This window comes from Archangium sp. (assembly GCF_036277355.1).
Taxonomy (GTDB): Bacteria; Myxococcota; Myxococcia; order Myxococcales; family Myxococcaceae; genus Archangium.
The window spans coordinates 246,927-268,066 of sequence record NZ_DASUNC010000046.1 but is presented as its reverse complement, the minus strand read 5'-3'; the positions used below and the strand labels follow the sequence as shown (position 1 = coordinate 268,066).

Genomic DNA, 21,140 nt, shown 5'->3' with positions numbered 1-21,140 from the left:
CGCGCGCCTCAGCGCGGGCCGGCGATGCGGTGCGCCTCGCCGCAGTAGGCGCGGCCGGCGGCGTCGAGCACCGCATCGTCGCGCGGCAGGTGCACGCCGCAGTGCGCACAGGCCAGCATCGTCGCGGCCTCGCCCGGACGCCGGGCGGCCGGGCGGTCGCCGGCGTCAGGACGGTCTTCGTCAGGCTTGCGCCGGCGGCCGAACATCAGAAACAGCACGACGCCGACCACGAGCAGGAGCAGCAGGTATTTCATCGGATGGGGATCGGGTGGGCCGGCGCTTCAGGCCGACGGACGGCCGAGCAGGACTTCGAGCACGAAGCGCGAGCCCACATAGGACAGCAGCAGCAGCGCCGCGCCGACATACAGCCAGCGCGTGGCGCGGCGTCCGCGCCAGCCCTGCAGGCGGCGACCGACGAGCAGCGCCGCGAATACCGCCCAGCCCAGCAGCGAAAAGACGGTCTTGTGATCCCAGCGCCACTGCGTGGCCGTGAACAGCCCCAGCAGCACGGTGGCCGACAGCACGAGAAATCCGACCTCGACGAAGCGGAAGGTCAGCCGTTCGAGCTGCAGCAGCGGCATGCCCGTACCGCCGCCCGGCGACGGGCCCTTCATGCGCATGCGACGCTCGGCGGCATCGAGCAGCGCGCCGTGCAGCACCGCGGCGCCGAACAGGCCATAGGCGCCGACACCGAGCACGAAGTGAAAGGCCGCCAGCGGCGAGCCGAACTGCCGGCTGTCGCCCGGAAACAGCGCCGCCAGCAGCACCACCAGCACGCCCACCGGTGCCAGCCAGCCACGCACGGCGGGCAGCGGCACGAAGCGGCTTTCCACGGCATGCACGCCGATGACGATCCAGACCGTCAGCGACAGCACCGGGGCGAAGCCGAGCCGCGTGCCCTGGCCACCCGTGCCCCAGCCGCTGAGGTCGAAGATCAGCGCCAGCAGATGGGCCATCCAGGCCGCGGGCAATGCCATCGTCGCCCAGCGCTCCTGCCGGCCTCCCTGCAGCGCCGCCACCGCATACAGGAGGCTGGCCATCACCCCCGGCCAGCCGCTGGCCAGGGCACTGCCGGAGCCCGACGATAAAATCATCGCCACAGTGTACTTTCGCGGCGCGTGCCGACGCGCCGTCCCGCGATGGCCTCGACCCTATCCGACCGCCTCTCACGGCTGGTCAAGACGATGCGCGGCCAGGCCCGCATCACCGAGAGCAACATCCAGGACATGCTGCGCGAAGTGCGCATGGCCTTGCTCGAGGCCGACGTTGCGCTGCCCGTGGTGCGGGACTTCATCGCCCGCGTCAAGGACAAGGCCCTGGGTCATGAGGTGGTGGGCTCGCTCAACCCCGGCCAGGCGCTGGTGGGCATCGTGCACAAGGAACTCGCCGCCACCATGGGCGCGGGCGTGGCCGACCTCGACCTCGCCACGCAGCCGCCGGCGGTGATCCTGATGGCCGGCCTGCAGGGCTCTGGCAAGACGACATCGACCGCCAAGATCGCCAAGCACCTGATCACGAAGCGCAAGAAGAAGGTGCTGACGGTATCGGCCGACGTCTACCGGCCGGCCGCCATCGAGCAGCTGAAGACCGTGACCGCGCAGGCCGGTGCCGAGTGGTTTTCGTCGACGCCCGACCAGAAGCCGCACGACATCGCGCTGGCGGCGCTGGATCACGCCCGGCGCCACTATTTCGACGTGCTGCTGGTCGACACCGCCGGCCGCCTGGGCATCGACGAGGCGCTGATGGCCGAGATCCGCGACCTGCACGCGGTGCTCAAGCCGGTGGAGACGCTGTTCGTCGTCGACGCCATGCAGGGCCAGGACGCGATCAATACCGCCAAGGCTTTCAAGGATGCGCTGCCGCTCACCGGCGTCGTGCTGACCAAGCTGGACGGCGATTCGCGCGGTGGCGCCGCACTGTCGGTGCGGCAGATCACCGGCGCGCCGATCAAATTTGCCGGCGTGTCCGAGAAGATCGACGGGCTCGAGGTCTTCGACGCCGACCGCCACGCCGGCCGCGTGCTCGGCATGGGCGACATCGTCGCGCTGGTCGAGGAGGTGCAGAAGGGCGTCGACCTGCAGGCCGCGCAGCAGCTGGCCGACAAGGTGAAGACCGGCGGCGGCTTCGACCTCAACGACTTCCTGATGCAGATCTCGCAGATGAAGAAGATGGGCGGCCTGGCCGGACTGATGGACAAGCTGCCCAGCCAGCTCACCGCCAAGGCCGCCGGCGCCGACATGAACCGCGCCGAGCGCGACGTGCGCCGCATGGAAGGCATCATCCATGCGATGACGCCGCTCGAGCGCCGCAAGCCCGAACTCATCAAGGCCTCGCGCAAGCGCCGCATCGCCGCCGGCGCCGGCGTGCAGGTGCAGGAGGTCAACCGCATGCTCAACCAGTTCGAGCAGATGCAGGGGATGATGAAGAAGATGAAGGGTGGCGGCCTGATGAAGATGATGCGCCGCATGGGGGGCATGGGCGGCATGGGCGGCGGGGGTTTTCCCGGCCTGCCGCCGCGCTGAGCACAAGCGCGGCGCATTGCCGCACCTGCCGGGCATTGTCGAGCGCCGAAACGATTGGATACCTTCGTCGCCGGCGCGTGGTTGACCGCGACCTCCCGTCACGCGTAGCTTGCAGGCTTTTGCGCGACGACGGCACCCACGGGGTGCATTGGCGACCCACATGGACTTTCTCGACTCTGCCTCGACCATGGCCCTTGCCGGGGCCGTGGCCCTGCTGATCACGCTGCTGATCACGCGCCTGCGCGGCCGTCAGCAGGGATCGCGCAGCCTGCGTGACGCGCTCGACACGGTGCAGGACTGGCCCCCCGAACCGGCACGCGTGATGACGGTGCAGGAGCGGCAGTCCTACGAACTGCTGCGCCGTGCCCTGCCGGGCTATATGGTGCTGGCCCAGGTGCCGCTGGCGCGCTTTCTGCGCGTGCCCACGCGGCATTCCTACACCGAGTGGCTGCAGCGGGTGGGTACGCTCAGCGCCGACCTGCTGGTGTGCGACACCGGCTCGCGCGTACTGGCCGTGATCGACGTGCGCGCGGGCGAGGAAAGCGCCCGCAGCCGCCGCCGCCACGAGCGCCTGGCCCGCGTGCTGCGGGCCGCCGGCGTGCGCGTGCACGTCTGGCGCGAGGGCCACCTGCCGACGCCGGCCGAGGTGCGCACCGCACTGGCGCATGACCTGGTGCGCGGCAGCGGGCCGATGCAGCCGGTGGCCCCCAGCTCGCGGCCGATGCCGCTGATCCCGATCCCCGAGACGCAGGAGCTCGACGCCCTGCTGGCCGAAGGCGACGCCGCCATGCACGATGCCGGCCCCGAGCCGGTACCCTCGGGTTTTCTCGACGACTTCGACGATTCCAGGCCGGCGGCTGCCGGCTGAAACACCGTCAATCGAGCAGGGCGCGCGCGAACTCGCGCGCATCGAAGGGCTGCAAGTCCTCCAGCGCCTCGCCCACGCCGATGAAATAGACCGCCAGCGGGCGCTGCTTGTCGCTGCACCAGCGGGCGATGGCGGCCAGCACACCGCCCTTGGCGGTGCCGTCGAGCTTGGTCACGACCAGCCCGGTGAGCCCGAGCGCGGCGTCGAAGGCCTGCACCTGGGCCAGCGCGTTCTGGCCGGTATTGCCGTCCACCACCAGCAGCACCTCGTGCGGCGCGTCGGGCTGTGCCTTGGCAATCACGCGCTGGATCTTCTTCAGCTCTTCCATCAGGTGCAGCTGCGTCGGCAGGCGGCCGGCGGTATCGGCAATGACGACATCGCTGCCGCGCGCACGGCCGGCATTGACGGCATCGAAGGTCACCGCCGCGGGGTCGCCACCTTCCTGGCTGACGATCTCGACGCGGTTGCGATCGGCCCATACCGCGAGCTGCTCGCGGGCGGCAGCGCGGAAGGTATCGGCGGCCGCCAGCAGCACGCGCTGGTCGGCCGCGGCCAGGTGGCGCGTGAGCTTGCCGATGGTCGTCGTCTTGCCGGCGCCATTGACACCGGCGACCATGATCACCGTCGGCGTGTGCCGGCCGACACTCAGGCCGCGCTGCAGCGGCTGCAGCAGCTCGGCAATGGCGTCGACCAGCAGCGCCTTCACCGCGCCGGCATCGGTCGCCTTGGCGTCCTTGACACGGCGCTTCAGGTCCTGCAGCAGGAATTGCGTCGCCGCCACGCCGGTATCGGCCATCAGCAGGGCGGACTCCAGGTCTTCATACAGCGCGTCGTCGATGCGGGTGCCGGTGAAGACCTGGGCGATGCTGCCGCCGGTCTTGCGCAGGCCCTGCTTCAGGCGGTCGAACCAGCCGGATCTGGGCACGGATGGCGCAGCAGCAGGCGCCGCGGCGGCGGCCGGCGCATCCGTCACCGGTGCCAGCGCGGCCATGGGTACGGGCACAGTCGCCGGTGCCGGCGCAGCGACGGGCGCCGGCGCCGCAATGGCCTCCGGCGCCGGGGTCTGCACCTTCTTCTTGAAAAAGCTGAACATCTTGATCCGGTTGGTGCGCGCTGTATACTTTTGGGTTCAGGCGCTTTAGCTCAGTTGGTTAGAGCGACGGAATCATAATCCGCAGGTCCGGGGTTCGAGTCCCTGAAGCGCCACCAGATCACCTTTCGATCGCCGTCGGCCCGGTTACCCCGGGCCGATTTGTTTTGTCCACAGCCCCTGGATCCACACCATGCTTCGCTGTGCTGCACTCGGCCTGGCCCTGCTCTGGGCCGCCCCGGCGGTGACCGCCCAGGTCCCGCGCCTGTTTCCGCCTGCCGCGCTGCGCGGCGAGCTCACGGGCGTCGCGCCGCCCGATGTGCTGCTCAACGGCAAGCCGGCGCGGCTGGCGCCCGGCGCGCGCATCCGCAACGAGGACAACCGCTTCGAGGTGATGGGCCAGCTGGCCGGCCGCAGGCTGCTGGTGCACTACACCACCGAGGGCGGTGGCCAGTTGCTCGACATCTGGATCCTGCGCCCGAGCGAGATCGCCAACCAGCCCTGGCCGGCGACGGCCGAGCAGGCGCGCGCCTGGCAGTTCGACCCCGTGTCGCAGCGCTGGAGCCGGCCATGAACGAGCCCAAGAAAGTCTTCATCCGCACCTTCGGCTGCCAGATGAACGAATACGACTCGGACAAGATGTCCGACGTGTTGCGCGCCGCCGAGGGCTACGAGCCGACGAACGACCCCGAGCAGGCCGACCTCATCCTCTTCAACACCTGCTCGGTGCGCGAGAAGGCGCAGGAGAAGGTCTTCAGCGACCTCGGCCGCGTCAAGCACCTCAAGAAAAAAGGCGTGCTGATCGGCGTCGGCGGCTGCGTGGCCAGCCAGGAGGGCGTGGCCATCATCGAGCGCGCGCCCTATGTCGACCTCGTCTTCGGGCCGCAGACGCTGCACCGGCTGCCGCAGATGATCGAGGCGCGCAAGGCCGAGCGCCGCGCGCAGGTCGACATCAGCTTCCCCGAGATCGAGAAGTTCGACCACCTGCCGCCGGCGCGCGTCGAAGGCGCCTCGGCGTTCGTGTCGATCATGGAAGGCTGCAGCAAATACTGCAGCTACTGCGTGGTGCCCTATACGCGCGGCGAAGAGGTCAGCCGCCCCTTCGACGACGTGCTGACCGAAGTCGCCGGCCTCGCCGACCAGGGCGTGAAGGAGGTGACGCTGCTGGGCCAGAACGTCAATGCCTACCGGGGTGCGATGGGCAACAGCAGCGAGAGCGCCGACTTCGCGCTGCTGCTGGACTATGTGGCCGGGATCCCGGGCATCGAGCGCATCCGCTACACCACCAGCCACCCGAACGAGTTCACCCAGCGCCTGATCGAGGCCTACGGGAAGATCCCGCAGCTGGTCAACCACCTGCACCTGCCGGTGCAGCATGGCAGCGACCGCATCCTGATGGCGATGAAGCGCGGCTATACCGCGATGGAATACAAGAGCACCCTCCGCAAGCTGCGCGCCGTGCGCCCGGGCATCAGCCTGTCGAGCGACTTCATCGTCGGCTTCCCCGGCGAGACCGACGACGACTTCGCGAAGATGATGAAGCTCATCGACGACATCGGCTTCGATGCGTCTTTCAGCTTCATCTTCAGCCCGCGGCCGGGCACGCCGGCAGCCAACCTGCCCGACGAGACCCCGCGCGAAGTCAAGTCGCAGCGCCTGCAGCAGCTGCAGGCGGCGATCGAGCGCAACGTGGCCCGCATCAGCGACAGCCGCGTCGGCACCGTGCAGCGCATCCTGGTCGAAGGCCCGTCGCGCAAGAATGCCGCCGAACTGATGGGCCGCACGGAGTGCAACCGCATCGTCAATTTCGATGGCGGTCCGCTGGCGGCGCGGCTGGTCGGGCAGATGGTCGACGTGCGCATCACCGGCGCACTGCCGCATTCGCTGCGCGGCACGCCGGTGCTGGCCGACGAGACGGTCTAGGCGCGCCGGCGCAAGCCCGTCCAGCCCAAGGCTGCCGCCACCGCCAGCACCATCAGCGCGTAGGTGGCCATGCGGCCGTCGCGGCCGAATACCACCAGCCCGGCGAGCGTGACGCCGGCGGCGGCGCCGCCGCTGGCCCGCAGCAGCCGGCGCCACGCCACCGCGGCCAGTGCGCGCCGCCAGATCAGCTTGGTACCCGCCGTCGCCACCAGTGCAAACAGAAGGCCGACGGCGAGCAGGTTGGTCAGGTGCCAGAAAAAGTCGAGCGGGCCCATGGGTTTGCCGCAGGTTGTGGCGTCATTTGACTTGACAAGCGTCAAGCATGGCAGCAAAAGGCTTGGACACACTCGACCATCGTCACCTTGCCCGTCGGGTGAGGCTCGATCCTACAATCGCACCCGTGCCTGTCTTTGCCCTCGGCCTGAACCACACCACCGCCCCGCTCGACCTGCGGGGGCGGTTTGCGTTCGCCCCCGACGCCATGACGCCGGCCCTGCGCGGCCTGCAGGAGCGTCTGCAGCGCGTGATGCCCGAGGCGGCGCTGGTCTCCACCTGCAACCGCACCGAGCTCTACGTGGCGGCCGACCGCGCCCCGCCGCAGGAACTGGTGACCCCGGTGATGGGCTGGCTGGCCGGTCACGGCGGCGTCAGCGCCGACCACCTGCGCAGTCACACCTATGTGCTCGAGGACCGGGCCGCGGCGCGGCATGCCTTCCGCGTGGCCTCGGGGCTCGACTCGATGGTGCTGGGCGAGCCGCAGATCCTCGGCCAGATGAAGCAGGCCGTGCGCCAGGCCGACGAAGCCGGCACCCTGGGCACGACGCTGCACCAGCTCTTCCAGCGCTCGTTCTCGGTCGCCAAGGAAGTGCGCACCGCCACCGAGATCGGCGCGCACTCGATCAGCATGGCGGCGGCGGCGGTGCGGCTGGCGTCACAGCTGTTCGAGCGGCTGTCGGACGTCAACGTGCTGTTCGTCGGTGCCGGCGAGATGATCGAACTGGTGGCCACGCACTTTGCCGCGCGCACGCCCAGGAGCATGGCCGTGGCCAACCGCACGCTGGAGCGCGGCGAACGGCTGGCCGCCCGCTTCGGCGCCCACGCGCTGCGCCTGTCGGACCTGCCGACGCGGCTGCATGAATTCGATGCGGTCGTGTCCTGCACCGCCAGCACGCTGCCCATCATCGGCCTGGGCGCTGTCGAGCGCGCGCTCAGGCAGCGCCGGCACCGCCCGATGTTCATGGTCGACCTGGCCGTGCCGCGCGACATCGAGCCCGAGGTCAGCTCGCTGGGCGATGTCTACCTCTATACCGTCGACGACCTGTCGGCGCTGGTGCAGACCGCCGGCGAGAAGCGCCAGGCCGCCGTGCAGCAGGCCGAGGCCATCATCGACGCCGGCGTGCAGAGCTTCTCGCACTGGCTGGACCAGCGTGCCGCGGTGCCGCTGATCCAGGCGCTCAACCGTCAGGCCGAGGACTGGGGCACCGTGGCGCTGGCCCGTGCCCGCAAGCAGCTGGCCAAGGGCGAGCCGGTCGAGGCCGTGCTCGAGGCCCTGACCCGCGGCCTGACGCACAAGATGCTGCACGGCACCCTGGCCGAGCTGCATTCGGTCGACGGGCCCGAGCGCGAGCAGCTCGCGCAGACCGTGTCGCGCCTGTTCCTGCGCGGCAGCAGCCGCACGCCCGGCGGCGACAGCCGTTAGCGCCCTTCCGACGTCCGGCCGCCCACGCTGAATCGACGGGCCGGCCGCGCCCGCCATGACCCCCTCGCTGAGAGAACAGTTCGAACGCCTGGCGCTGCGGCTGTCCGAGCTCGATGCCCTGCTGGCCGACCCGCAGGTGTCGGCCGACATCAGGCGTTACCGCAGCCTGTCGCGCGAACAGTCCGAGGCCGCCCATGTGGTCGGCCTGTTCCGCCGCTACCAGGCGCGCGAGGCCGACCTGGCCGGCGCACGCGAGATGCTGGCCGACGCTGGTCTCGACGCCGAGATGCAGGCGATGGCGCGCGACGAGGCCGCCGGCGCCGAGGCCGACCTGCAGCGCCTGGACGCCGACCTGCAGGCCGCGCTGATCCCGAAAGACCCCGATGACGACCGCAATGCCTTCCTCGAGATCCGTGCCGGCACTGGCGGCGACGAGTCGGCCCTGTTCGCCGGCGACCTGGCACGCCTGTACCAGCGCTACTGCGAACGCCAGGGCTGGCGCACCGAGGTGCTGAGCGAGAACCCTGCCGAGCTGGGTGGCTACAAGGAACTGGTGCTGCGCGTGGAAGGGGACGGTGCCTATGCCAGGCTGCGCTTCGAATCCGGTGGCCACCGCGTGCAGCGCGTGCCGGCCACCGAGGCCCAGGGCCGCATCCACACCTCCACCATCACCGTGTCGGTGATGCCCGAGGCCGAGGACGTGGACATCAAGCTCAACCCGGCGGACATCGAGATGCAGGTGATGCGTTCGACGGGCTCCGGCGGCCAGAGCGTGAACACCACCGACTCCGCGGTGCGCCTCATCCACAAGCCCTCCGGCATCGTGGTGAAGTGCCAGCAGGAGAAGAGCCAGACGAAGAACCGGGCCATGGCCGAGCGCATGCTGCGCGCCAAGCTCTATGAAATCGAGCAGGAGCGCATCCGCAACGAGCGCGACTCCATGCGCCGGGGCCAGGTGGGCACCGGCGACCGCTCGGAGAAGATCCGCACCTACAACTTCCCGCAGGACCGGCTGACGGACCACCGCATCGGCCTCACGGTGCACAACCTGCCGGCCATCATGTCCGGCGGGGTCGAGGACGTCATCACCGCCTGCCGCACCCACTACCAGGCCGAGGCCCTCAAGCAGCAGATGGGCGAGGGCCCCGGCGCGAGCGCATGAGCGGCGAGAACTGGACCGTCCGTAAAATCCTCACCTGGACGACCCAGCACTTCGAGAAGCGCGGGGTGGACGCGCCCCGGCTCACCACCGAGGTGCTGCTCGCCCACGCGCTGAAGACGACCCGGGTGCGGCTGTACGTGGACCTGGATCGGCCGCTGGAGAAGACGGAGCTGGCCACCTTCCGCGCCCTCATCGAGCGGCGCATGGCGGGCGAGCCCACCCAGTACCTCACCGGCGTGCGCGAGTTCTACAACCGCCCCTTCAAGGTGGACGCCCGGGTGCTCATCCCCCGGCCGGAGACGGAGCTGCTGGTGGAGGCCGCCCTGCACCAGCTGCCCAAGGACGGCCCCGGAATGGCGCTGGACGTGTGCACCGGCTCGGGCTGCATCGCCATCAGCCTGGCGGCCGAGCGTCCCCAGGCCACCGTGATGGCCACGGACCTGTCCGCGGACGCCTGTGCGCTGGCCCGGGAGAACGCCCAGGCCCTCGGCGTGGCCGAGCGGGTGACGGTGCTCCAGGGCAACCTGTACGCCCCCCTGCCCCCGGACGCCCGCTTCGACGTGGTGGTCTCCAACCCGCCCTACATCGCCTCGGCGGAGATACCCACCCTGTCGGCCGAGGTGCGCCGCGAGCCCCACCTGGCGCTGGACGGCGGACCGGACGGGCTGGTGCTCATCCGCAAGGTCATCGAGGGCGCCCGGCGCGTCCTCAAACCTGGCGGGCTGCTTGCAATGGAGATTGGCGAGACGCAGGGCGACGCCGTGAAAGCCCTCCTCCAGGCCGCGGGTTACGACGACGCGCGGGTGGAGAAGGACCTGGAGCGGCGGGATCGCCTCGCATTTGGGACACAACCCGTGGCTGTCTAGCCACGGGGTGAGACGGAGCAGATGGACAAGATCATCGTGAAGGGTGGCCACCCGCTGCAGGGCGAGGTGGTCGTGTCGGGCGCGAAGAACGCAGCGCTTCCCATTCTCGCCTCGGCGCTGCTGGCCGATGGCAAGAGCGTCTACCGCAACGTGCCGGACCTGGCCGACGTGGTCACCATGCTCAAGGTGCTGGAGACCATGGGCTGTGGCACCGCGCGGCTCACCGGCCGCCAGAAGGACATGTGCGAGGTGGCCATCGAGGGGCCCATCACCCCCGAGGCCCCCTATGACCTGGTGAAGACGATGCGCGCCTCGGTGCTGGTGCTCGGCCCGCTGGTGGCCCGCTTCGGCCGCGCCCGCGTGTCCATGCCCGGCGGCTGCGCCATCGGCGCCCGCCCCATCGACCAGCACCTCAAGGGCCTCAAGGCCCTGGGCGCCGACATCACCCTCACCGAGGGCTATGTCGAGGCCCGGGCCAAGCAGCTCAAGGGCGCCACCGTCAACTTCGACGTCATCACCGTGACGGGCACGGAGAACGTCATGATGGCGGCCGTGCTGGCCAGGGGCCGCACCGTGCTGGAGAACTGCGCGCGCGAGCCCGAGGTGGAGGAGCTCGCCCGGGTGCTCAACAAGATGGGCGCCCGCATCCAGGGCGCGGGCACCTCCGTCATCACCATCGACGGCGTGGAGTCCCTCAAGCCGGTGGACCACGCCATCCTCCCGGACCGCATCGAGGCCGGTACGCTCATGGTCGCGGCGGCCATCACTGGCGGTAACGTGCTGGTGAAGCACGCCCAGCCCGAGCACCTCGAGTCCGTCATCCTCAAGCTGCGCGAGACGGGCTGCACCATCACCGCCGAGGAGAAGGGCCTGCGGGTGAAGGCCCCCAAGGTCGTCAACTCGGTGGACGTGAAGACGACCGAGCACCCCGGCTTCCCCACGGACATGCAGGCCCAGCTGATGGGACTCATGACGGTGGCCAGCGGCACCTCGGTCATCTCGGAGAGCATCTTCGAGAACCGCTTCATGCACGTGCCGGAGCTGCACCGGATGGGGGCGGACATCACCATCCAGGGCCACACGGCCGTGGTGAAGGGCGTCAAGAAGCTGTCCGGCGCCCCCGTCATGGCCACGGACCTGCGCGCCAGCGCCTCCCTCGTCCTGGCGGGCCTGCGCGCCGAGGGCAAGACGGAGGTGGCCCGCATCTACCACCTGGACCGGGGCTACGAGCGCCTGGAGCGCAAGCTGCGAAAGCTGGGGGCCGACATCCGCCGGGTCAAGGCCTGAACCCCGGGCCGGGGGGGCTCCCAGGGTTGCGTGTGTGAACACATCGCAGCACTTGGGTTGCATCTGAAAATTCATGCGACCTATCATTCCCTGAACGGCCTGGGGGCAACGCCCCCGAGCCGTCCCCAACGGGAGCGCTGCTCCCCCCTACAGGAGAATGACCCGCCCCATGAATTGCCCCGGTTGCAGCGTCGAGATGGCCGATCTCGAAGGGGACCATGAGACGTTGCGAAAGTGTGGAGATTGCGGCGGGCTGTGGATCGACGTCGCGGATCTCAACCGGATCCTCCTCCACAACAACCTCCCCGGGCTGGAGAGCCAGGGCGGGAAGGTCGACGCGGAGGCTCTCACCGGCCATTGCCCCGAGTGCCAGGTAGACCTGATCCGGGTGGACGGCGGTGACCGTCAGCACCCCCTGCACTACGACACCTGCGAGTCTTGTGGCGGCATGTTCCTCGAGTCGGAGTTCGCCGACGCCACGGACGCCAAGGTCGCCGAGCAGGAAATCATCGACTTCTTCCGTCACTTCAGCGCGAAGAAGAAGAGCGCCATCGGCTGAGAGCTCACGCCCCTCGCGGGCGTCCCCTCCCCCGAGCCACACCCTCCGGGCCCGTCGTACCTCCGGGCCGGGAACGCCCCCGCTCCGTCCTCCCTCCATTCCCATCCCGGGATGAAAGCGCCAATTCGTTTGTTGGCGAACCTTGACACCCGGGCGCCAGGGGATTGAGTAGGCGCCCGAATGCCAAGAGGGAACGGAATGCGACGTCTGGGGTGGGTGTGGCCGTGGGCCCTGTTGCTCGCCGGCTGCCCGAGCGGTTGCTCCAACAAGGGCACCGAGGAAGCGGACGCCGGACCGGTCGTCACCGGGCCCGAGCTGTTGAACGAGAAGGAGCCCAACGATCGGCCCGAGCAGGCCCCGAGCCTCGGCCGGGACGCGACGGTGACCGCCAGCCTGGGCGCGGATCCGTCCAAGCCCGACGAGGACTGGTACCGGCTCGCCCCCGCCAACCCGCGCGTGGCGGACGTCAGCGTCACCGGCATCCCCGGCGGAGACGTGCTGCTGGAGGTGTACGACGCCCCCGGCATCCGCAGCGCCGGCATCAACAGCGGGGGCGACGGCAAGCCCGAGCGCTTCCCCAACCTCTACGTGGAGCGCGAGCGCTGGGTGCGCGTGGCCTCGGCCCGCAAGGGCACCGGCGGCGCCTATACGCTCGAGGTGCGCTACCACGAGCCCGAGGAGGGCGTGGAGCGCGAGCCCAATGACCGCGCCGTGGACGCCACGCCGATGCAGTTCGGCCAGGCGGTGTCCGGCTTCATCGGGCACGCGGCCGACGAGGACTGGTACCGGCTGGAGCTGCCCGAGCCCCCCGCGGGCGCCACGCCGCCCCCGGCCCCCGCTCCCGCGCCGAACCCGGGAGATACCACCGGGGCCCAGCCGCCTCCCGCCGAGGGCCAGCCTCCGGCGCCCGAGGGGACGGAGAATCCGCCCACCGAGCCGGCCGCGAATCCCGAGGGGACGGCCAACGCCCCCAGCCCCGAGGGCAACCCGGCCGCGGCCGGTGCCCAGGCGCAGCAGCCCGGAGGCTTCCAGGTCCCCGTGCCCGTCCCCGGCCAGGGAGGCATCCAGCCCGCGCCGGAGGAGCCGCCCGCGATGGCGCTGAAGATCGAGCTCACGGGCATCGAGGGCGTCCGCGCGGAGCTGTCGGTGCTCTCGGCCGCGGAGGCGCCACTCTTCGTCACGCCCAAGGGCCAGGAGGGCCAGGGCTACTCGCTGCGCAACATCGGCGTGAGGGCGAGCGATCGCGTGGTGTACGTGGTGGTGAAGAGCGGCTGGGTGGGCACGGGCAAGGAGGCGAAGCGGGGCTTCAACTCGGAGAAGCCGTACACGCTCACGGTGACGCAGGAGGAGGCCGGCGCCAACGCGGAGCTGGAGCCCAATGACGAGCTGTACAAGGCCACGCCCCTGCCGGCGTACGGCTACAAGGAGGGCTTCCTCTCGCCCAAGGGCGACGTGGACAACTTCGTCCTGAAGACGGCCGAGCCGGTGCTCGCCAAGGTGGAGCTGTCCGGCGTGGAGCGCATGGACCTGGAGCTGTCCGTGGTGGCGGCCCCCGAGGGCGAGGGCCAGAAGGAGACGGTGCTCCAGCGCGCCAACGACGGCGCCATCAAGGAGCCCGAGCGCCTCAACAACGTGGCCTGCAACGGCACCTGCTACTTCCGGGTGCAGAGCGCCGCGCGCAAGGTGGACAACAAGTGGGTGCGCGACTACGAGAACGCGGACCAGCCCTACCGCATCTCCGTCACGACCGTGCCGGACGATGGCAGCCAGGAGCGCGAGCCCAACAACTCCGTGGACCGCGCCATGGAGCTCATTCCGGGCAAGGCGGTGCGCGGCACCGTCTATCCGCTGAAGGACGTGGACTACTACCGGCTGGACCTCTCGGACCGGCCGGTGCGCACGCCCATCAAGGTGACGCTGCTGGGCATCCTCAAGGTGGACGTGGGGCTGTACCTGCACCGCCTGGGCGAGGACGGGAAGCTGTCGCTCGTGCAGACGTCCGATCGCGCCCGGGGAGACCAGCCCGAGGTCATCCGCTACAGCGCCGAGCCCGGGGTCTACATCCTCGAGGTCCGCGACGCGCGCAACCGCGAGGCCAACTTCCAGGATGCCTACCAGCTGACCATTGAGGAGGGCGAATAGCCCCCCCGATACTTCTCGTTGACAAGCCGCGTGCGGGCCCCTACTTTGAGACTGCTTGCGACGCGGTGGTAGCTCAGCTGGTAGAGCACGAGCTTCCCAAGCTCGGGGTCGCCGGTTCGAACCCGGTCCGCCGCTCTCTGTGAGGCCGGCAATTTCTCGGACGTCCGAGGGATTGCCGGCCTCTGGTTTTTCTGGGCCAGAATGCGCCCCATGCGCATTCCCGCTCTTCTCTCCACCCTGCTCGCGGTGCTCCTCGTCGCCTCCACTGGATGCGAGGACGATGGCGGCAACGGCCCGGGCGGCCCGTCGAGCGACGGGGGGACCACCGGCAGCGGCGAGCCGCTCCCCGGACTGAAATCCATCAGCGTCGAGCCCGCGGACCAGGTGCTCCTCATCGAGGCCGGGAAGACGCCCGCCTCGCTCACCTACAAGGCCATCGGCACCTTCGACAGCGGCGGGACGCGCGACATCACCGCGCAGGTCCGCTTCTCGGTGGAGAACGGCTTCATCGGTGGCTTCTCGGGCAGCACCTTCACCACCTACAAGAACCAGGGCGGTGTGACGACGATCTCCGCCCTCGCGGGCAGCGTGCGCGGCACGACACAGGTGTCCGTGAAGCTCCAGGCGAGCGTGAAGGATCCGGCCTCCACCTCGCTGCCCGAGGACCCGGCGGGCCCCTTCGCCGGTCCCCCCAGCGACACGCGCAAGCCGGACCTCGTCTACCCCAACGAGGGCGTGCTCATGCCGCCCAACATGCGCGGGGCGGAGCTCCACTTCCTGCCGGGCACGGGCAACACCCTCTTCGAGCTGTCGTTCCAGAACGCCGTCACCGACCTCAAGGTCTACCTGCGCTGCACCCAGCCGCTGAATGGGGGCTGCATCTACCGGCCGGACGACGCCACCTGGCAGTGGCTGACCCAGACCAACCGCGGCGGCGAGCCCGTCTCCATCACCCTGCGCGGCACCAACGACACGGGCGTGCAGGTGGGCACGTCCACGCCGCTCTCCGTGTCCTTCTCGCGCGATGACCTCGCGGGCGGCCTCTACTATTGGACCACCTCCAACGGCTCGGCCATCATGCGCTTCGACTTCTCGAGCGCCTCGCAGCTCACGGGCGAGAAGTTCGCCGGTCCGGAAGTCGCGGCCGGCGAGTGCATCGGCTGCCATGCGCTGTCGCGCGACGGGAAGAAGATCGTCGCCGAGGCCAGCGGCCAGAACTCCGGACGCATCGTGCTGATGGACGTGGCCAGCAAGACGCTGCTCGCGCCCTACAACGCGGGCGCCAGCTCTCCGGACAAGAGCATCTTCGAGTCGTGGAACCCGGATGGCTCGCAGTACGCGGGCGTCTACGCGGACACGGGCGCCACCGACTTCAACCTGATGCTCTTCGACGGCAACACCGGCAAGAAGGCGCAGAGCCTCGCGGGCACGGGCACCAGCACCAACCCCGTCAGCCACCCGGACTGGTCCGCGGACGGGCAGAAGCTCGCCTTCGTCCAGATGGGCGTGAAGGGCACCAACCAGCGCTTCGGCAAGGGCGCCATCCAGATGGTCAGCCGCACCGGCTCGGGCTGGAGCGCACCGGTGACGCTCGCGCCCGCCGTGGACGGCAAGAACCGCTACTACCCGGCCATCTCGCCCGACAACACGTTCCTCCTCTTCAACGAGTCCACCTGCCCGAGCGGCACCACCTCCGGGAAGGACTGCAACGCGGACAGCGATCCCACCGCGCGCCTCTTCGCCGTGAGGGCCGAGGCGGGCGCTCCGCTCATCGAGCTCGCCCGCGCGAATGCGCCCGGCAAGCGCGACACCGGAGCGAACCTCACCAGCTCCTTCCCCAAGTGGGCGCCGTTCCTCTACCAGCGCACCCGGGAGCCGGGCTCGCGGCTGCAGTGGTTCACCTTCTCCTCCAGCCGCAGGTATGGACTGCGCAACCCGCTCCCCGGCGGGGATGAGAACCCCAACGGCACGCTGCTGTGGATCGCCGCCGTGGACCCGGACAAGGTGGCGCTCGGCCAGGACCCGAGCTACCCCGCCCTCGTGCTGCCCTTCCAGGACATCACCACGTCCAACCACATCGCCCAGTGGACGAAGGAGATCGTCCCCGTCATCCGCTGAGGCCGGCGGCTCCCCTCCGGGAACCCGTCACACCTGGCCGGTGTCTCCTCCTTCTCCCGAGGAGGGGTCACCGGCCATGTCATTTCCCGAGTCCTTTCGAGCACCTGCCCTGCCCTGGAGCCCAGCCGGGGAATCCGGGGGAATTTTTTCGCGCGGCCGGTTGCTCCAGGTCCGCGTGAATTCATCCCGTAGCCGCCTGCCCCTCAGCCGTTCAGCCATCCTCTTCCTCGTCGCCGCGCTGCTCCTGGTGGCCCAGTACGCCATGGCCGCCGCCCCCGCGCCGGCCGCCGCTCCGTCCACGCCCGTGGAGCTGGTCTCCCGTGGCCACAGCGGTGCCCTGCGCGCCGTCGTCGTGCCTCCGGGTGAGACGCTCCAGCCGCACTTCGCCGTCCGTGAGGACGTGAAGGAGGCCCGCTGGCTGGCGTTGGGCTCGAACACCCAGGCCCCGGCCGCCATCACCGACGAGGGCTGGAAGGCCCCGGCCCAGCCCGGCGTCTGGACGCTCGCTCCCGCCACCCAGGGCGCCGAGGCCAGTGCACCCGCCGTCATCACCCCCGTCCATTTCGACGGCTCGAAGACGCAGCTCAACGGCTACCGCATCGGCCGCTGGCCGGCCCGCTCCGCTGGCCGCACCGGCCGCTACGCCCCTCCCGAGCTCCTCATCGAGGTGACGCCCCAGAACCAGGACTTCGCCGTCTCCGAGCACTTCCGCCTCCGCAACTTCCTCACCAAGGACCAGGCCGATGTCTGGCCCAAGTACCTCGTGCTCGACCTGCGCCTGGTGGACAAGCTGGAGCTCGTGCTCCAGGAGCTGCGCACCCAGGGCTACCCCGCCAAGGGACTCCACGTCATGAGCGGCTTCCGCACGCCCCAGTACAACGGGCCCGGTGAGAACGGCCGCGCGAAGTTCAGCCGCCATACCTACGGCGACGCGGCCGATGTCTGGCTCGACGACAATGGCGACGGGCAGATGGATGACCTCGATGGCAACGGGCGCGTCGACGTGAAGGACGCCGAGGTGCTCGCCCGCGCCGTGGACCGCGTGGAGCAGCGCGTGCCCGAGCTCATCGGCGGCTACGGCGTCTACCGCGCCAACCGCGTCCACGGGCCCTTCGTGCACATCGACGTGCGTGGCACCCCGGCCCGCTGGAGCAAGCGCTAACCGCGCGCCCCTCCGCAGGCCGCCGGAGACTCGCCCGCCGCGGGCACCGGCTTCACCGCCAGCGCCCGCTTCACCGCCCCGTCCTGGCGGTACACGTCCGGCCGGAACTGCACCCGGCCCTCCGCGTCCACGAAGCTCGTCCAGTACAGCAGGTACACCGGCACCGGCGCCGGCAGCTCCACCCGCCGCTGCTTGCCTCCCTCCTCCGCCATCGCCGCCGCCAGCGTCTCCTCCGTCCAGCCCTCGTGGCCTCGCAGCAGGAAGTCCGCGAGCTTCGCCGGCTCGGCCACCCGGATGCAGCCGTGGCTGAAGGCCCGCTGCGCCTCCGCGAAGAGCTTCGGGTTCGGCGTGTCGTGCAGGTAGATGGAGAACCGGTTGGGCAGCATGAACTTCACCCGGCCCAACGGATTGTCACTCCCCGGATCCTGCGCGAAGCGGTAGGGCAGTGAGCCCGCCTCCAGCCCGCTCCAGTCCACCGTCGAGGGATCCACCGGCTCCCCCGTGGCCCGGTCGTACGTCGTCAGCCCCATCCTCGCCGCCGCCCCCGGATCCTCCCGCAGCTTCGGCAGCACCTCCTCCGCGGTGATCTGGCTCGGCACGTACCACGTCGGATGCAGCACCAGGTACTCCACCTCCTCCCGCAGCACCGGTGTGCTCCACTCCCGCTGCCCGATGATCACCGGCATCCGCAGCACCGTCCGGCCCTGGTCCACCGCCTCCAGCTCGAAGGCCGGCAGGTTCACCATCACGTACCGCGTCCCGAGCTCCCTCGGCGCCCAGCGCCAGCGCTCCAGGTTCACCAGCAGCTGCGCGATGCGCTCCTCCACCGGCACCCGCAGCGCCTTCAGCGTCTCCCCGCCCACCTTCCCGTCCACCGCCAGGCCGTGCCGCCGTTGGAAGGCCTTCACCCCCTCCTCCACCTCCGCGTCGTAGAGGTCCTCGGGAACGGGCTTCTTCGGAGACTCCGGAGCCGGCTCCTCCATCGCCGCGCGGACGAGGTCCCCCACCAGCGCCGCCACGCCCACCCCCGGCGCTCCCGGATAGAGCAACCGCTCCTCCGCGGACGAAGGAAGATCTCCCGTGGCGCGCAGCCGCTCGCGCAGCACCACCACTCGTGAATCCCTCATGCCCCGCTCGAGCGGCTTGCCTTCCGGCACCAGCGGCCATCCCCCGGCGGCGGCGAGGGCCCGGTAGCGCGCGAGCGCCTCCCTCAGCCGCACGAAGCCCTCATTGCTCGGGGAGAGGCTCCGCAGCGTGCCGGACAGGTCTCCACTCGCGAGCGTGCCCTCCAGCACCGCCGCCAGCACCACCGGCCCCGGAGGCTTCGTGCGCCACCGCAGACCCCGCGAGGACACCTGGCCGGACAGCAGATGCGAGGCATAGGTGAGGAAGCTCGACGTCAGCCCCAGCTCCACCTCCACCCACGCGTCCCCCGGCTCCGCGTCCAGCGTCAGCCGATGCAGGGCCGCCTCGAGCTCCGCGCGCCGGTAGCGCTCCGGCCACAGGCCCTCCGTCTCCGCCTCACAGAGCGCCGCGAGGTACTCACGCGCCTGCGGGCGCACCGTGCCGTCATAGGAGAACCACGCCGGCTGGAAGCCCCGTGTCTCGTAGAACTGGTGCAGGGCCTTGGAGGACGTGTGGGCCCGCACCGCGGCCTCGAGGGGCGCCGGCGTGGGCGGACCCTCGGCGGCCAGGACGGGCATCCCGAGGAGCAGGCAGCACAGGAGGGCGGGCCAGAAACGCATGGGACCACGGTAGGCACCCCCGCGGTACGGGGCAGGCGAGCAGGCTTGCCCGCTCGCTCACCTGGCCGTCCACGGTGGCAACCCCCCACTCCATCGAGCCCTCCTGGTAGCGCGCCCCTCGATGCGGCCAGCCAGGGCGCCGCCGTCACCCGTGCTCGGGGGGTTGCGCCCCCGTGCCAGCGAAGAGCTGGCGGGCGAGCGCATCGCTGCTCCCCTCGACGTAGTGGCGCTCGGACCAGGAGTCGTCCTCCCTCAACGAGAGGGGCGCGTCCACGGCGGCCCTTCCGCTCCGGGTGCGCTTCTCGTTCTCCTTCGAGACGGCGCCGCGGAAGTGGTAGTGCTCGAACATCCGCATGAACTCCGTGGCGTAGATGTCCGCGACCGCCAGGTCCCCGCGAATCACCAGGCTGTTCTCGTCGTTGTTCCGGGTGGAGTTGTTCGAGTAGTTGGCCGAGCCGGTGATGAGGATCGGATCGTCCCCGAGCGGATCCACGGCGATGATCTTCGAGTGGATGTGGATGCCGTCATGGTGGAAGCTCTCCGGCGTCATGAGGAGCCGCCGCTGGAAGTCGTGAAGCGGGGTGTGGAGGGTGGTGGCCACGCCCAGCTCGTTGGAGGGGTCCCCTTCGATGAGTTGCACCTGCTCGGGCTTCCCCAGGCTGCCCTCCTTGTCCACCAGGAGGTACCTCAGGGTCCCTGGCCGCACGGGTTCGCTGGACAGGACATCCAACAGCGCCGGGGCGAGCGCGAAGGGAGCGCACACCATCAGGTGGTGGGCCCGCTCGCACAGGGAAGCGTACAGCTTGAGCATGTCGTCGTTGGACTGGGGCGAGAGGATGGGCCAGATGCCGGGGCCCGGGGGGAGCTCCTCCTCGTCCAGGACGGAAGAAAGCTCGCGGGTGGCGGTCTTGAGCGGGCCGCTCCCGCTATCCGAGAAGAGCAACTGGAAGTACCGCTCGTAGGCGCCCGCGACCGCCTCGTCGTACACGGCGTGCCCCACGTTGAGCTGCCCGTAGATGGCGCCCTCCGTCCAGTTGGTGGAGCCGGTCCACACGGCTCGCGGCTCGCCGTCCTGGAGCAGGACCACGAACTTGTTGTGGCTGATGGCGCTCTGCGGAGCCGCCTTGCGCTGGTGGAGCTGAACCCCGCTCTGGACGAGCCTGCTCGCGGCGATCGCCTTGTCGTTCTTCTGCCAGGTGGTGTCCTTCTCGCCGGCCTGGCGGTGGTGGTACACGGCCTTCACCTCGGCGCCGCGCTTCGCCGCGTCCACCAGCCCCTCCAACAACTCCGGCTTCTGGAACTCGTAGATGGCGGCATGGAGGGCGTAGCCCTCACCCTCGGCCTGCGCCAGGAACGCCAGCAGCGCTTCCTCGAGGCCCCGTGACAACCACTTCAGCGCCTTCTGCCTCGCCTGGGGCTCCAGCTCGTCGGGGTCCTGGGCTCCGAACATGTCGTTATAGGCCTGGCTGGCCGCCGCGCCCCGATTGAAGAAGACGGCCGTGCTCCTCGCGGTGGGCGACTCCGTCTTCAGGTCGAGCTCCACCGTGGCGCCAGGGGTCAGCGTGTCCCAGCGCCCATAGCGCGCGATCACCCGGTAGCGGTATTCCGTCCCCGGCTCGACGGTGTAGTCCCCCCAGCGGAATTTCTGCACGGGGGAATGCTCGGTGGTGATGGGACCGGTGCTGACATCCTTCGGGAACCGGAGCCGGTTGGGCAGCCACCTCCAGGCCACCGGAGTCTTCTGCTCCGGATCCAGCCGGGCCCTTTGGATGGAGAACCCGAGGCAGCCCTCGCGCTTAGCCTCCTCCAGATCGATTCCCAGGAGGATGTTGTGCGTGCCGGCGATGGCGCGAACCGTCAGGCCTCCACTGCTCTTGCTCACCCTCATGTTGCACCTCCCTCGAGGAGAGGGTGCGTCCGGGGCGCGGATGTGACCGGGCGGGGAGGCCGGGCCCGGCCCCTGAGGACGAGGAGGACGCGGCCCGGAGGGCTCTCCG

Annotated in this window: 18 protein-coding genes and 2 tRNA genes; 14 read left to right on the top strand and 6 right to left on the bottom strand. The window is 70.1% G+C overall.

Translation table 11 applies throughout. The annotated features are described in order from the left end of the window. Positions 1–8: 8 nt before the first annotated feature. Together VFZ09_RS12540 and VFZ09_RS12535 are read right to left on the bottom strand one after the other, a co-directional pair. Complete coding sequence (locus tag VFZ09_RS12540; protein ID WP_329727764.1) at positions 9–254, bottom strand: PP0621 family protein; 246 nt, start codon at positions 252–254, stop codon at positions 9–11. Between the two features lie 27 nt (positions 255–281). Next, a complete protein-coding gene (locus VFZ09_RS12535; RefSeq protein ID WP_329727763.1) occupies positions 282–1,040 on the bottom strand; it encodes a cytochrome C assembly family protein in 759 nt (252 codons plus the stop codon). Positions 1,041–1,139: 99 nt separating this feature from the next. Between VFZ09_RS12535 and ffh the strand changes: the two genes are divergently transcribed. Next, a complete protein-coding gene (gene ffh, locus VFZ09_RS12530) occupies positions 1,140–2,522 on the top strand; it encodes a signal recognition particle protein (RefSeq protein WP_329727762.1) in 1,383 nt (460 codons plus the stop codon). 160 nt (positions 2,523–2,682) lie between these two features. Next, on the top strand, positions 2,683–3,390 hold the full coding sequence (locus tag VFZ09_RS12525) for a DUF2726 domain-containing protein (protein ID WP_329727761.1): 708 nt from the start codon (positions 2,683–2,685) through the stop codon (positions 3,388–3,390). A gap of 7 nt (positions 3,391–3,397) precedes the next feature. Here VFZ09_RS12525 and ftsY read toward each other — a convergent pair whose 3' ends face one another. Further along, a complete protein-coding gene (ftsY, locus tag VFZ09_RS12520; protein WP_329727760.1) occupies positions 3,398–4,483 on the bottom strand; it encodes a signal recognition particle-docking protein FtsY in 1,086 nt (361 codons plus the stop codon). A gap of 39 nt (positions 4,484–4,522) precedes the next feature. Between ftsY and VFZ09_RS12515 the strand changes: the two genes are divergently transcribed. The 3 genes from VFZ09_RS12515 to miaB all read left to right on the top strand — a co-directional run bounded on the left by VFZ09_RS12515 (position 4,523) and on the right by miaB (position 6,403). After that, a tRNA-Met gene (locus tag VFZ09_RS12515) sits at positions 4,523–4,599 on the top strand. 74 nt (positions 4,600–4,673) lie between these two features. Next, the gene (locus tag VFZ09_RS12510; RefSeq protein WP_329727759.1) at positions 4,674–5,054 is read left to right on the top strand and encodes a hypothetical protein; all 381 of its coding nucleotides are present in this window, start codon (positions 4,674–4,676) and stop codon (positions 5,052–5,054) included. After that, positions 5,051–6,403, top strand: coding sequence for a tRNA (N6-isopentenyl adenosine(37)-C2)-methylthiotransferase MiaB (miaB, locus tag VFZ09_RS12505; protein ID WP_329727758.1), 1,353 nt, complete (start codon positions 5,051–5,053; stop codon positions 6,401–6,403). The genes VFZ09_RS12510 and miaB overlap by 4 nt, the downstream gene beginning before the upstream one ends. Here the strand turns inward: miaB and VFZ09_RS12500 are convergent. Further along, positions 6,400–6,723 (bottom strand): hypothetical protein, encoded by a 324-nt coding sequence (locus VFZ09_RS12500; RefSeq protein WP_329727757.1) that lies wholly within the window; start codon positions 6,721–6,723, stop codon positions 6,400–6,402. The two genes, miaB and VFZ09_RS12500, sit on opposite strands and share 4 nt — an antisense overlap. 17 nt (positions 6,724–6,740) lie before the next feature. Between VFZ09_RS12500 and hemA the strand changes: the two genes are divergently transcribed. The 9 genes from hemA (at position 6,741) to VFZ09_RS12455 (ending at position 17,398) form a co-directional block, all read left to right on the top strand. Continuing rightward, a complete protein-coding gene (gene hemA / locus VFZ09_RS12495; protein WP_329727756.1) occupies positions 6,741–8,102 on the top strand; it encodes a glutamyl-tRNA reductase in 1,362 nt (453 codons plus the stop codon). A 55-nt stretch (positions 8,103–8,157) separates the two neighbouring features. Beyond that, positions 8,158–9,264, top strand: a complete 1,107-nt coding sequence (gene prfA, locus VFZ09_RS12490; RefSeq protein WP_329727755.1) for a peptide chain release factor 1 — start codon at positions 8,158–8,160, stop codon at positions 9,262–9,264. Beyond that, the gene (gene prmC, locus VFZ09_RS12485; protein ID WP_329727754.1) at positions 9,261–10,130 is read left to right on the top strand and encodes a peptide chain release factor N(5)-glutamine methyltransferase; all 870 of its coding nucleotides are present in this window, start codon (positions 9,261–9,263) and stop codon (positions 10,128–10,130) included. The genes prfA and prmC overlap by 4 nt, the downstream gene beginning before the upstream one ends. 21 nt (positions 10,131–10,151) lie before the next feature. Next, a complete protein-coding gene (murA, locus tag VFZ09_RS12480; RefSeq protein WP_329727753.1) occupies positions 10,152–11,417 on the top strand; it encodes a UDP-N-acetylglucosamine 1-carboxyvinyltransferase in 1,266 nt (421 codons plus the stop codon). Between the two features lie 169 nt (positions 11,418–11,586). Continuing rightward, positions 11,587–11,976, top strand: coding sequence for a zf-TFIIB domain-containing protein (locus VFZ09_RS12475; protein ID WP_329727752.1), 390 nt, complete (start codon positions 11,587–11,589; stop codon positions 11,974–11,976). Positions 11,977–12,174: 198 nt separating this feature from the next. Continuing rightward, entirely contained in the window at positions 12,175–14,118 is a 1,944-nt protein-coding gene (locus VFZ09_RS12470) for an ABC transporter substrate-binding protein (RefSeq protein ID WP_329727751.1), read from the top strand. A 62-nt stretch (positions 14,119–14,180) separates the two neighbouring features. Further along, a tRNA-Gly gene (locus VFZ09_RS12465) sits at positions 14,181–14,253 on the top strand. A 75-nt stretch (positions 14,254–14,328) separates the two neighbouring features. Beyond that, positions 14,329–16,236, top strand: a complete 1,908-nt coding sequence (locus VFZ09_RS12460; protein WP_329727750.1) for a hypothetical protein — start codon at positions 14,329–14,331, stop codon at positions 16,234–16,236. Between the two features lie 175 nt (positions 16,237–16,411). Further along, positions 16,412–17,398, top strand: coding sequence for a D-Ala-D-Ala carboxypeptidase family metallohydrolase (locus VFZ09_RS12455; protein WP_329727749.1), 987 nt, complete (start codon positions 16,412–16,414; stop codon positions 17,396–17,398). Here VFZ09_RS12455 and VFZ09_RS12450 read toward each other — a convergent pair. After that, the gene (locus tag VFZ09_RS12450; RefSeq protein ID WP_329727748.1) at positions 17,395–19,143 is read right to left on the bottom strand and encodes a L,D-transpeptidase family protein; all 1,749 of its coding nucleotides are present in this window, start codon (positions 19,141–19,143) and stop codon (positions 17,395–17,397) included. The genes VFZ09_RS12455 and VFZ09_RS12450 overlap by 4 nt on opposite strands. Positions 19,144–19,288: 145 nt before the next feature. Further along, the gene (locus VFZ09_RS12445; protein WP_329727747.1) at positions 19,289–21,031 is read right to left on the bottom strand and encodes a phospholipase D-like domain-containing protein; all 1,743 of its coding nucleotides are present in this window, start codon (positions 21,029–21,031) and stop codon (positions 19,289–19,291) included. Positions 21,032–21,140 lie beyond the last annotated feature (109 nt).

Coding starts and splice junctions, on each gene's coding strand:
- VFZ09_RS12540 (WP_329727764.1), bottom strand. CDS start 254: ATGAAATACCTGCTGCTCCTGCTCGTGGTCGGCGTCGTGCTGTTTCTG.
- VFZ09_RS12535 (WP_329727763.1), bottom strand. CDS start 1,040: ATGGCCAGCCTCCTGTATGCGGTGGCGGCGCTGCAGGGAGGCCGGCAG.
- ffh (WP_329727762.1), top strand. CDS start 1,140: ATGGCCTCGACCCTATCCGACCGCCTCTCACGGCTGGTCAAGACGATG.
- VFZ09_RS12525 (WP_329727761.1), top strand. CDS start 2,683: ATGGACTTTCTCGACTCTGCCTCGACCATGGCCCTTGCCGGGGCCGTG.
- ftsY (WP_329727760.1), bottom strand. CDS start 4,483: ATGTTCAGCTTTTTCAAGAAGAAGGTGCAGACCCCGGCGCCGGAGGCC.
- VFZ09_RS12510 (WP_329727759.1), top strand. CDS start 4,674: ATGCTTCGCTGTGCTGCACTCGGCCTGGCCCTGCTCTGGGCCGCCCCG.
- miaB (WP_329727758.1), top strand. CDS start 5,051: ATGAACGAGCCCAAGAAAGTCTTCATCCGCACCTTCGGCTGCCAGATG.
- prfA (WP_329727755.1), top strand. CDS start 8,158: ATGACCCCCTCGCTGAGAGAACAGTTCGAACGCCTGGCGCTGCGGCTG.
- prmC (WP_329727754.1), top strand. CDS start 9,261: ATGAGCGGCGAGAACTGGACCGTCCGTAAAATCCTCACCTGGACGACC.
- murA (WP_329727753.1), top strand. CDS start 10,152: ATGGACAAGATCATCGTGAAGGGTGGCCACCCGCTGCAGGGCGAGGTG.
- VFZ09_RS12475 (WP_329727752.1), top strand. CDS start 11,587: ATGAATTGCCCCGGTTGCAGCGTCGAGATGGCCGATCTCGAAGGGGAC.
- VFZ09_RS12470 (WP_329727751.1), top strand. CDS start 12,175: ATGCGACGTCTGGGGTGGGTGTGGCCGTGGGCCCTGTTGCTCGCCGGC.
- VFZ09_RS12460 (WP_329727750.1), top strand. CDS start 14,329: ATGCGCATTCCCGCTCTTCTCTCCACCCTGCTCGCGGTGCTCCTCGTC.
- VFZ09_RS12450 (WP_329727748.1), bottom strand. CDS start 19,143: ATGCGTTTCTGGCCCGCCCTCCTGTGCTGCCTGCTCCTCGGGATGCCC.
- VFZ09_RS12445 (WP_329727747.1), bottom strand. CDS start 21,031: ATGAGGGTGAGCAAGAGCAGTGGAGGCCTGACGGTTCGCGCCATCGCC.